The sequence below is a fragment of the Coleofasciculus sp. D1-CHI-01 genome (assembly GCF_040218875.1).
GTDB lineage: Bacteria > Cyanobacteriota > Cyanobacteriia > Cyanobacteriales > Coleofasciculaceae > Coleofasciculus.
In genome coordinates this window covers 1-11,854 of sequence record NZ_JAVJQP010000171.1, presented here as the reverse complement: position 1 = coordinate 11,854, position 11,854 = coordinate 1, and the positions used below count along the sequence as shown (strand labels likewise).

General features: G+C 45.9%; 6 protein-coding genes and 1 riboswitch. All 6 genes read right to left on the bottom strand.

Annotated elements, in window-relative coordinates:
• Positions 1–29: 29 nt before the first annotated feature.
• Entirely contained in the window at positions 30–1,568 is a 1,539-nt protein-coding gene (locus tag RIB93_RS29700) for an eCIS core domain-containing protein (protein ID WP_446378474.1), read from the bottom strand.
• Between the two features lie 216 nt (positions 1,569–1,784).
• Positions 1,785–4,574, bottom strand: a complete 2,790-nt coding sequence (locus RIB93_RS29695) for a cation-translocating P-type ATPase (protein WP_446378470.1) — start codon at positions 4,572–4,574, stop codon at positions 1,785–1,787.
• A 208-nt stretch (positions 4,575–4,782) separates the two neighbouring features.
• Positions 4,783–5,385, bottom strand: a complete 603-nt coding sequence (locus RIB93_RS29690) for an exopolysaccharide biosynthesis protein (protein WP_446378468.1) — start codon at positions 5,383–5,385, stop codon at positions 4,783–4,785.
• A gap of 45 nt (positions 5,386–5,430) precedes the next feature.
• Positions 5,431–7,233 carry an SLC13 family permease gene (locus RIB93_RS29685; RefSeq protein WP_446378466.1) on the bottom strand — a complete coding sequence of 601 codons (1,803 nt, stop codon included), beginning with the start codon at positions 7,231–7,233 and terminating at the stop codon, positions 5,431–5,433.
• Positions 7,234–7,258: 25 nt separating this feature from the next.
• Positions 7,259–8,596: an ArsB/NhaD family transporter gene (locus RIB93_RS29680; protein WP_446378464.1), complete on the bottom strand. Its 1,338-nt coding sequence runs from the start codon at positions 8,594–8,596 to the stop codon at positions 7,259–7,261.
• A 627-nt stretch (positions 8,597–9,223) separates the two neighbouring features.
• Positions 9,224–9,361: riboswitch (cyclic di-AMP (ydaO/yuaA leader) on the bottom strand.
• A gap of 471 nt (positions 9,362–9,832) precedes the next feature.
• On the bottom strand, positions 9,833–11,260 hold the full coding sequence (locus tag RIB93_RS29675; protein ID WP_446378462.1) for a hypothetical protein: 1,428 nt from the start codon (positions 11,258–11,260) through the stop codon (positions 9,833–9,835).
• Positions 11,261–11,854: the final 594 nt, after the last annotated feature.

Genomic DNA, 11,854 nt, shown 5'->3' with positions numbered 1-11,854 from the left:
ACCCTTAAGTAGCAAAGGCTCTAACAGAATCAAAAGCCTGTTTTATTAGAATTGCTTTTTTTAATCTCCATGATTCTTGCGTAGCAAGGATTATGGAGATTATTTTTTAGTATTTTATCATAGTTAGTCTGAAAGAGCCTTAGTTTTGTCTCTAACTTATTGCTTTTCGTCGCGACTTGCTTAACGGATTTCGCCTGAACCTGATTACCATTTTGTTGTACGACATGAGTTAACTCATGTGCCAATAATTCTTGTCCCGGCTTGCTATCAGGTTGATATTCTCCCTTTTTAAAGAAGATATCTTTACCCGTTGTAAATGCCTTTGCCTGTATCGATTTATTTAGCTTGTCTGATTCAGAATCGGTATGAACTTTTACCTGACTAAAATCTGCCCCAAACGCCTGCTCCATTGGCTGACGCACGTTCTCAGATAAGACTTGTCCACTACCGCGCTTCTGTTGAATGGATTGTTCGAGAGAGGGTGTAGCTGTGGCGTCAGAGGATTGTGACGGTGTTTCTTTTTTCTGAACTGTTTCTGCCTCTGGTTCCTGGAGAGGCTGGTTTTGGATGTCTTCATCCTCAGCATTGTCCTGACGTTGAACCGTTTGAGCGGATGACTGATTCAATACAGGATTAACTGGCTTAATAGGTGACTCAATTCGCTGAGATTTAAAGGTATTGAGTCGATTTAATCCGGGGTTAGGGGTAGGTTTTATTGGCTGGACAATCTGATTCGACAACCTGCCCAAATTAACCTGTCTCTGAATCGAAGATGAGGGTGTACCGGGAACGTTGACCGGAATTTCGATAAAATTATGATACTCTTCTGATTGTTCGGTTTGTTGATCGGGTGTGTCTGAAGTTTCTCCTTGGCGTTGAACCGTTTGAGACTCACTCGATGATATCTCGTCTTCTTCCGCCTCTGGTATTTCCTGGCGTTGGATAGTTTCATCCGACTCCTGCGGTTCTTCTTCAGCGTCTGGTTCGACTTTTTCCTCGTTTTCAACTGGCGATGTACCAGGAGCGTTGATGGGGAGTTCTAGGAAATTACGAGCGGGTTGTTTCGCTTTCGCTTGGATTTCAGTTTCTTCTTCTGGATTCTCAACGCTGTTTACCTGGGGTTCAGCGATTTCCTCGGCTTCACTGTCGGATATTTCCTGACGCTGAATACTTCCATCTGATGCGGAACTATTGGAGGCTGAGGCTAAAGAAATCTCGTCGCGCTCATTCGTCTCGTCTTGATCGTCTAAATCATCTAACCCATCTGCCTGAACATCTACAGCATCAGCGGCTGGCGTTGTCGGCTGATTTGTCACATCACCTGAGTTGGGCTGACTCGGAATCGCTTGGGTTGTTGTGGGATCTGGAGCTTTAATCGGAATGTTGAGGGAGTTATAACCTAACTGGGAGATTTGATCAGCTTGCTGTTTTAGCTGTAGTTTTTCCTTTGGCGATAAATTTGGTGATAAGGCTTTGACACGACGCCTCTGTATCTTGAAGGGATTCGGCACGGGGGTCGAATTGGGCTTTGAGAAGCCTTTTTTCCAGAGGTGTTCGTGAGAAGACATTGCCGAGTGCCTCAACGATAGCGGTGATTCTGCTGAAGAATCCTTCTATTCTACCTGCTTAGTGCTGGACATTGATTAAATTTTTATCAAAATTTAGGCAGCTAGCTAAATAAGTTTTGTTAAGGGGCACGATCGCATGGTTGAGTCAGTAGCTGTGGGGGTGATCATCTCCGATTAAAGAGAAATGGTATGATCACCTTTTAGAGTAGGTTCCGGTTAACCTATCGCCGTTTGCCGACGTCTGAACCAGTTAATCACCAGTTTTTCCAGTTCAATCCAAACAAACATTAAAGCGCTAAAACCAAGACAAATTAAAAGTTCTTGAGGACTTAACCAGTGAGTGCCAAAGAAATCCCGTAGGGGAGCCACATAAATTAGCATTAATTGTAATGCCGTGGTCAAGGTGACAGCACTCAGAACATAAGGATTGGAGAAGGGATTCAGTTGCACCGTTAGCTGAGTATCAGAACGAATCGCGATCGCGTGTCCCATCTGGGCTAAACATAAGGTGGTGAATACCATCGTTTTCCACCGATCCGGATCTCCTGATGCATGGGCATAGTTATATGCCCAGACCATGAGTATGATGGTCAGGATAGCCAATATAATCCCAATCCGCACCATGTAAAGCCCCAACCCACGGGCAAAAATACTCTCGCGTGGATTGTAGGGGGGACGCTGCATCACATTGGGTTCGGCGGGTTCCATTGCCAGGGCGAGGGCGGGTAATCCGTCGGTGACGAGGTTCATCCAGAGAATTTGTAGGGGGGACAGGGGTACGCCACCTAAGCCAATTAAGGGTGCCGATGCAATAGTTAGCACTTCTCCAATGTTGCTGCCCAGAATATATTTGATAAAGCGGCGAATATTCGTATACACCACTCGACCTTCTTCCACCGCATGAACGATAGTGGCGAAATTGTCATCCAGCAGAATCATATCGCTGGCTTCTTTACTCACATCGGTACCCGTAATACCCATGGCTACACCGATATCCGCTTGCTTGAGGGCGGGGGCGTCATTGACTCCATCCCCCGTCATTGCCACAAATTCACCTTGAGTTTGTAAGGCTTGGACAATTCGCAGTTTATGTTCCGGGGAAACACGGGCGTATATACTCACCTGGTTCACCTGTTGCTCTAATTCGGCTTGCGAGAGTTTTTGCAACTCTTGTCCGGTGAGAACAATATCCCCGTCTTTAGCAATGCCCAAATTAGTTGCGATCGCGCGTGCTGTTAACTGATGATCGCCTGTAATCATCACTGGGCGAATTCCCGCCTCCCGACATTGAGCCACAGCCTTCCGCACCTCGGAACGCGGCGCATCCAGCATTCCCACTAACCCCAGCCAAATTAATCCTTGTTCACTCTCCTCCCAAGCACCATCCGGGGGAATATCTGGCAAGGGTTTATAGGCAAATCCCAATACCCGCAAGCCTTTCCCAGCCATCTGGTTATTCTGTTCCAAAATCTGCTCCCGTTGTTCCGGCGTGAGTTTACCCTCCTGAATCCGGGTGCAACGCTCTAAAATTAGCTCCGGTGAGCCTTTGGTAAACATGATGTAGGATGTAATGTCTTCCCCATGCTGCGTCTGAGCGATCGCACTCATCCGCTTACGTTCAGAGGAAAAGGGAAACTCGGCGACTCGGGGCAACTGTTGACGCAACGACTCTTCAAAAAATCCTGCCTTACCTGCCAAGGATAGCAACGCCCCCTCAGTGGGATCACCCAAAATCGTCCATTCCTGCTTTTCCTGCTGTAATCGGGCATCATTACATACGACACAAGCGGTTAACAGGGTTTGCAAGTCGGGATAGTCTTGAACGGTAATCGCTGATTCCTGAATCCGGAATTCTCCAATCGGTGCATACCCGTCACCCGTCACCGCAAAGGTATCTCCAGGGGTATGAACATACTGAACAACCATTTTATTTTGGGTGAGGGTACCGGTTTTATCAGAGCAAATCGTCGTCACAGAACCCAGGGTTTCCACCGCAGGTAGCTTACGAATCAAAGCATGACGGCGCACCATCCGCTGCGTACCGATCGCCAGGGTAACGGTAACCACAGCAGGTAAGCCTTCCGGGACGACTGCCACTGCCATACTTAAGGATACTTCTAAAAGTTCTTCAAACAGTCCCAACCCCCGGTTCAGCATACCGCCAACAACAACCAAGGCGACTAAGAGTAGGGAACCACTGACTAAGACATTTCCCAACTGAGACATCCGCTGCTGTAGCGGCGTGGCTTCCGTTTCCACCGATTGCAGCATTGTGGCAATTCGCCCTAATTCCGTCTGCATCCCGGTGTTAGTCACCAGTACCTTGGCTCGCCCCTGAATGACTTCGGTTCCCTGAAATACCAGGGTTATGCGATCGCCTAAGGGGGCGTCTTCACTCAGTTGCACGTCGGGTTGCTTGTGTACAGCTTCAGCTTCCCCAGTTAGGGCAGATTCGCGGATTTGCAGGTTTTGCGCTTCAATTAGACGACCATCAGCCGAGACTTGTACCCCTGCTTCTAATAGCATGACATCTCCGGGCACCAATTCCTTACCGGAAATTTCCATTAGTTTCCCGTCTCGCAGCACCCGCACTTTAGGGGAAGAGAGGCGCTTGAGGGCGGCGAGGGCTTTTTCAGCACGGCTTTCTTGGAGATAGCCGAGCAAACCATTTAAAATCACGATCGCAAAAATCGCGATCGCGTCTTTGGGAAATACCCTATTGCCTAAATCCAGGATGGCTGAAACGATGGCTACGGCAATCAGCATCACTAACATGATATTGGTGAACTGATCCCATAAGATTGCCAGAGGACTACGCCCCCCTGTTTCTGTTAATTCATTTAACCCATACTGCTGCTGTCTCTGGCTAATTTGTGCGGGAGTTAAACCCCTGTCGGGGTCACTTTCTAGATGTTCTAGTGCTTGCTCAATATCCAGGGTATGCCAGGGTTGAGTGGTATCGGGAAGAGGACTTGAAGATGCAGATGAGGGTGTAGTAAATGACATAGTTGGCGGTGATTAGTCTAAGCGGAAAACGTTGCGGAATAAACCTAACTAAAAAATGAGACACCTAAAATCCGCCCTTGGGGGGAATTTTTAACTTAGCGCTCTCGGTAAGTTGTTTTGCCAGATACCTGACGTTGACTAGCTTTTATTCAGAAAAAATCCTCGATCACTCTATTGTTTTTATCCAATTCTATTATCCACTATTTCTTCAAAATGAAATAGGCAGGAAATGAGTACTTTGCCAGAGGGCATAAGCAATAAAAGCAAAAGCTAGAGTCACTAAAGCGGTTAATCCATATCCCACACACATCAACAAACCATCTTGCTCTAAAGTAGCAACAACCAATAACAAAATGGCAGCAGTTGGCATCGGATTCGTGAACGGAAACGGTAATATCAGTAGCAGGGTTAGCCAAGACATACAACACCCATTCCAGCGCCAGACTTTAGGACTTTCCGCTACAGTTAGCCAACGAGGGCGCACAATTTTTTCCAGCACCCTCATCACTCGCTTCAAATTTTTGAGCAGTTTTAAACTCAAACTAGGGGGGAATCGGAAGTTGGCTACTTTTCGCGGTAACCACGGTTTTCGCCGTCCTAAAGCCATTTGTACGGATAACACTAAGCAGCCTAATCCTAATACACTTGATGCTCCGGGAGGCATGGGAAACAAAAAGGGTAAAACTAATAAGCCAATGACCAAGCTGAATCCTCGCTCAGAGGTTTCTGTGAGAATATCTCTAAGCGTTAGGGGTTGATGGGTTAATCGGCTGAGTAGGGATTCAATGTCTTGAGTAAATTTTAGGTGCATTTGTTATTGGTCATTCGTCATTCGTCATTGGTCATTTGTCATTGGTCAAGTCGGTGCTAAACCATACAACCAAATAATCAGCATCGGCGTTATTACCGTCAGCAGCAAATTGAGAGGCGCACCAATTCGAGTGAAATCCAGAAACTTATAGCCACCGGGTCCATAAACCATTGTATTCGTCTGGTAGCCAATTGGAGTCAGGTAGCTGTTAGAAGCGGCAAAGGTGACAGCAAACATAAAGGCAAGGGGATTAAGATGCAGCGTTGTGGCAACGTTTGCGGCAATGGGTATCATCAGAATTACGGCAGCATTATTGGAAAGGAGTTCGGTGAGTATGGACGTAGCTAAGTAGAAGAACATTAAAATCCAGTAGCCCGAAAGATTCCCACCCATAGCAACTAAATGGCTAGCTAACCATTCCGTTGCTCCCGATTTATCCATCGCGATACCGAGAGGAAAAAGTCCAGCTAACAGGAAAATAATATCCCAGCGCACGGCATTATACATCTCTCCCGGTTTCAGACAGCCTGTTACAATCATCAAAATAACTCCTGCTAATGCCGTTACTAAGATAGGTACCCAATCGAAGGCAGCAATAACCACAACACCCAGCACAATCGCCAGGGCAATTCCTAGCTTATCTTGGCGGAGGGTTTCGGTGTCTCGCTGTTCAATGACCAGTAAATCGCGACTGGTTTGTAATCCGATTAAACTTTGCTTGGGACCTTGGACTAAAAGCAAATCGCCAAACCGTAAGGGAATTTGACCGATTCGTTCTCGCAGCAGTTCTTCTCCTCGCCGAATTGCTAATACTGTAACATTATAGCGTTGGCGAAACCGTAATTCTTTCAAGCTAGAACCAACAAGATTGGCGTTCGATAAAATTAAGACTTCTGCCACGCCTTCTTCTACTGAACTGAGTTCAGTTTCCCCAAACGCTTTCCCGCCAAACTGAACCTCTGGCAGGATATCTAGTCCCCGTTTGGTTCTAATTTTCAATAAATCCTCTCGGCTCCCCCGCACGAGTAAAATATCACCAACGGCTAAGGTTTTATCAGCCAAGGGTTGAGGGAAGTGGATATCATTACGAATGATTTCCAGTACGTCTAAATCGAACGTCCGCTGAATTTTACTAGACCCTAATGTTTGTCCGACTAAACTCGATCGCGGTGTAACCACAACTTCGCTAACATACTCATTAAGACCGTAATTTTGGGTGACTAAATCGCTGCTGGATGGTTTGCGATCGGGCAGAAGCCGGGGTGCGGCGAGCGTCAGGTAGAGTAATCCAACCATAAAAGTAATAATACCTAAGGGCGTAAACTGAAATAATCCGAATTCGCCATACCCCAGTTCCTTAGATACACCACTTGCCACAATATTAGTGGAGGTGCCAATTAAGGTAATCATTCCCCCTAACACCGTGGCATAAGATAGGGGAATGAGCAGTTTAGACACGGAGATATTTTGCTTTTTACCCCAATCTTCCACAATGGGTAAAAAGACAGCAACAACCGCCGTATTGTTGATAAAGGCAGTAATCGAACCGACAATCGCCCCCATGACAAAAATTTGTTGTCTGGGATTCTTTCCGCCCCATTTAATCAGCACGTCTCTAACCACTTGAATCACACCCGTGCGTCCAATTCCTTCACTCAGGATAAACATTGCCATTACTGTAATGGTAGCCGAGTTACTAAAGCCAGAGATTCCTTCTTCCGGGGTAACTAATCCCAACAGCATTAAGACAACGGCAATAAGCAGAGCGGTGACATCGACGGGCAGCCATTCGGCAATAAACGCAATTAAAGCGAGGATTAAAATGCCAAGGGTGAGGGCAATTTGCATAGATTATTTACAAGTAAATTGGGAATTATAAGAAAAAGCGAATCGTAATATATAAAGCTGCCGTTACGAGTTGTATCACCATTACAGGTACGCCGTAACCCAAAAAGGTTTTAAACGAAATCCGGCGTCCATGGAGTTCAGAAATACCCGCCGCTACGATATTGGAAGAAGCGCCAACGAGTGTGCCATTCCCTCCCAAGGTAGCCCCAAACATCATGGCATAGAACAGGGGTAGTACTTCTGGGGGAAATTGACCCTCAAAGGTTGGAGATAGGACATCTGCTCCCACAGAACCCACGTTAACTAGATACTGTTTAAGCAGTGGCACCATTGCCACAACTAGAGGAATATTGGGAACAACACTGGATAGTAAACCAACTAAGAAAAGTAGCAAGAGTGAACCGAGGAAAATATTTCGTCCCAATAGTACGGCTAGGAGTCTGGATAAACCGCTAACGATACCCGTTTTTTCCAGTCCACCAATAATCACAAAAATAGACATAAAAAATAGCAAGGTACTCCAGTCTACATCCCGTAAAATGTTGTTAACGGTATCAATCTTGCTATGGTGAGCCAACAGTAACGCTAACGCTGCTCCCATCAAAGCGACAGCCGCTGGGGAAATTGGAATCGGTAGGGATTCTCCTACGACAAAAAACACCAGCACAAACGCCATGATAAACCCCCCAGCGATTAAAACTCTAGGATGATTGATTTTAGGTTGGGGCAGTTGATTCAAATTATCCAGCTTTTTATGCCAAGTTTTTGGGAATAAAAAGGGCAGCATGACGAGGATCACGGCAACAGCAATAACTCCCCCTAAACTCAACTGAAACAAGTAGTCGGTAAAGCTGATATTGACAGCATCCCCGACAATAAAGGTTGCCGGATCACCGACAAGTGTGAGTAATCCAGCGCTATTAGCCACCAACACCATTAAAATTAGTAATGGCACGAAGTTTACCCCAATTTCCTGCGCCAAGGGTGGCACTAAAGGGGCTAATAACATTACCGTTGTCGCATTCGGCAACATGGCACAAATTGGAGTAGTAATGGCAACAATTCCCAGCAGAAGTCGCTTTCCTTCTCCTCCCGCTAATACCACCATTTGTGTAGCCAAGTAGTCAAATACCTTAGTGGGTTCAAATGCCCGGACTAGAACCATTACGCCAAAGAATAAAGCCAGGGTAGCATAACTCTGACTGATGTAGTCAACGGCTTCGTTCAGCGTCATAACGTGGACAAAAATTAGCAGTAATGCCCCCAAAAAAGCCGCAATTGTTAGGTGCATCCATTCGGTCATAACCAAGAGAATGACACCCACAAACGTTGAAAATGCAATAATCTGAGACCAAGTTTCCATAAATTTCCTGATGATTGAAGTGGATAAGGGGAAGATGTTCAACGAACAGTAAAAAGTACCCAAAGGATAAAGGGGTAACAAAAGCAGATTGGGTAGAAAAAACAACCCCATGCCTATAACCTAGGTCTAGTTATAGCAGTTAGTAGAGACTTCTAAGAAAAGTCTCTACCAAAGGGCTAATTGGGTTGCTTTTGTTACATTATTGTGGGCATTCTTGCATCGATTTGGATTACTAGACTGGTGTTTTATAGCACTACGCATTGAGGTTAGGACAATAAAATTGGGTGAAAAGGCAACAGGCAATAGGCAATAGGCAACAGAGAAATGTCCTAACGTATCCCTGTAGTGCTATAGTCACTGGTAAGCTGTCATGCATTTAAATTGGGTATTAGTAGCGAGCAAGATGCTCGCACTACAAGGCTTTCGCCGTTATTGATATTAAGGTTTAAATGCCGAACAGCTTATCCTCACGTCAATGTATACCCATTACACCCGCAACAAATCGCCGCAACGCTGAACTGAAACGACATGGGCAAAGCCTCAACTTCAAAAAGCAGGTACAAAAAACTGAGCAGTACCAGCGCCTGAAACTGATGAAATCGAGACATTCCTAAAAATGCTGATTCTTCAGTCTCCTCCCAATGCCTACGGAGTTAGCTGACGGGCTAGGACTGAGAGTTGTCCCTCTCGACTCGGGTTTCGAGTCTGAGATATGCCCCAAAAGTTGGTTCCCCCGCTCCAGCTTCACCTTGTCACTGAAACAGATTTCTCGGTGAAGTCTTGGATTAAGCTGACTTACTCGACTTAACCTTTTATTATATTGCTGTGGGCAAAAAAAGTCAATAGAGTTTGTTCACATTCCAGGAAAGAGAATCAAACTCATCAAAAACCTTGCACCGCTATCAGGAAAAATGTGCCCTTGCTCCCCCAGCTTCCCCAGCTTCCCCAGCTTCCTAAGCTGTCATGCATTTAAATTGGGTATTAGTAGCGAGCAAGATGCAAAGCCTGCGGCATGGCTTCGCTAAACGCACTACAAGGATTGCGCCATTATTGATATTAAGGTTTAAATGCCAAACAGCTTATTAGTAGCGAGCAAGATGCAAAGCCTGCGGCATGGCTTCGCTAAACGCACTACGGCAAGGATTGCGCCATTATTGATATTAAGGTTTAAATACCGAACAGCTTACCCCCCACAAGACTTATTCAGCAGACTCTATTTGGGTTGCCGAGCCAAGGTTACGATACTTTGGACTGAGTAAACCATCGATAAACGGCTAAACTGATACAATAACCAATGCCAATACTGAGAAGAACACTCAATGATGCCCCTAGCCAGGAACTTGCGATTGAGGGTTCAGGTTTACCTTTATCCAGACGGTGAGAAACTGTGGCGGTGATGGGGGCTTCAATAATTTGACCGACGCCAATCGCCGCACCCACACCTGCTAAAATTTGTCCCAGTTTCGCTTGTTGTTGATTCTGCTGATTTTGATGGGCGGCTTCATCAATACTCACTTGGGTTTGTACACTCAGCATGAGTTTTTCATAGAGTTGAATACCGGGACTGAGAAAACCAATATTTGCTTCCATTTGTTCCCGGTAAAAACTAATCTCTTGCTCGAATTCTGTGAAGAATTGCGGTGGGGTCTGTCCAGTTTGCTGTTGAATTTGTCGGAGACATTCTTGATAATTCTTTAAATTGACGCCAACGGTTTTAGATTGGTCTTGTAGAAAAGAGAGCTTTTTATAATAGTCCAGAGAGTCTTGGGGTAGCTTTTTCAGAGATTGACTATCCCATTTTTGTTGATTGTAGTCCTCGGTGAGTCGTTCGATAGCTTCGTACTGTTGACTGAGGATCTTTTTTAAGATAATGCTTTGGGAATGGAAAAAGTGAATTTTATGATAACTGAGTAGCATATCTTGGAAGATGCGATACACTTTATCCGCTTGCTGCTCAATGGTTGGGTCTTGATAGAGGAAAACACAGCTTAGATGGATGGATTCGATAGCATAGTTATTAAATTTTTGGATAGTAACGGGTTGGGCGTAAATACAAAATGGGCTGTTTAAAAATTCCTCAACTCTCAGATTGTTTGGGTTAATTTGTGTACCATAGTATTGACTGAGACAATTGGCGGCGATTTGGGGAATATCGCTAGGGGAATAGTAGGAATTGGGTAAAATTCCGCCCAGGATGACGGTTTGTCCGAGTTCCAGAGGTAAGTTGGCAATATGTTCACCTAGATTCGCAAAGATGGGTAGGGCTTGTTCTTGGTGAATTGAGGGAACGTAGCTGGTGAAGCGCAGCAGGTAGGTGTCATTGAGGCGACGTGCGACTAGGCGACTGTGAATAATTCCTGTCTCTAAATACAGTCGGTCATTGTTGGGTTTTTGGCATTCTGGCGGAACAGTGGTGAAATCGAGGACGTTTCCAGAGGGGGCTAATTCTTGTTCAATGGGGATGAGTTGAACAAAATCTGATGCCCGTTTATTGGTGCTGCTGGTGAGGTGGGTGGAGAGGTTTTGTAGGTTTTCTTGGAAGAATTGCCGCCGCTTGTCTGTGGTTTCTGGGCGTTCGTTGAGGCTATTTCGCAGCACGTAATGATAGAGGTGCAGCGTGGGGGATAAAAGTTTAATGGTGGTACTGGTTTGGGTTGGATTCATGGTTAAATCGGTTGTCCTCAGACTCAAGGTCTGGGATTATATAAGTGGAGCCTGCTGATACAAATTATGAATAATTCATAGGAGTTACGAAAAAGCTTTATCTGTAGTGGCGTGGCACACCTTAGCAAGATGAATTGGGATGGGAGACCCGAAACCGTAGGGGCGCAAAGACTTGTATCCGTGTCAATTTAAGCCAGCCCTCACCCCCAGCCCCTCTCCCAATATTGGGAGAGGGGAGCAAGAGGGGAGCAAGAAAATCCGGTTCCCCTTCTCCCATGCAACAAAAACGAAGTATCCTCTGTCCTCCCCCGTGCCACAAAAACGAAGTATCCTCTGTCATCCCCCCTCTTGTAGGGGGGAACGAGGGGGGTAGGGGGGAACGAGGGGGGTAGGGAGAAGGGGTTAGGGGATGAGGGGGAATGGGGTAATTGTGATGTCTAATTGGGGTCTGCTGAATAAGTCTTGTGGTGAGGGGGAGCTGGGGAAGCTGGGGAAGCTGGGGGAGCTGGGGGAGCAAGGGTACATTTTACCTGAGCAAGGTGATGCCATACTTATGAAGGATGCTACCCCATTTCCTTGCACTTTATCCACTGT

Coding starts and splice junctions, on each gene's coding strand:
- RIB93_RS29700 (WP_446378474.1), bottom strand. CDS start 1,568: ATGTCTTCTCACGAACACCTCTGGAAAAAAGGCTTCTCAAAGCCCAAT.
- RIB93_RS29695 (WP_446378470.1), bottom strand. CDS start 4,574: ATGTCATTTACTACACCCTCATCTGCATCTTCAAGTCCTCTTCCCGAT.
- RIB93_RS29690 (WP_446378468.1), bottom strand. CDS start 5,385: ATGCACCTAAAATTTACTCAAGACATTGAATCCCTACTCAGCCGATTA.
- RIB93_RS29685 (WP_446378466.1), bottom strand. CDS start 7,233: ATGCAAATTGCCCTCACCCTTGGCATTTTAATCCTCGCTTTAATTGCG.
- RIB93_RS29680 (WP_446378464.1), bottom strand. CDS start 8,596: ATGGAAACTTGGTCTCAGATTATTGCATTTTCAACGTTTGTGGGTGTC.
- RIB93_RS29675 (WP_446378462.1), bottom strand. CDS start 11,260: ATGAATCCAACCCAAACCAGTACCACCATTAAACTTTTATCCCCCACG.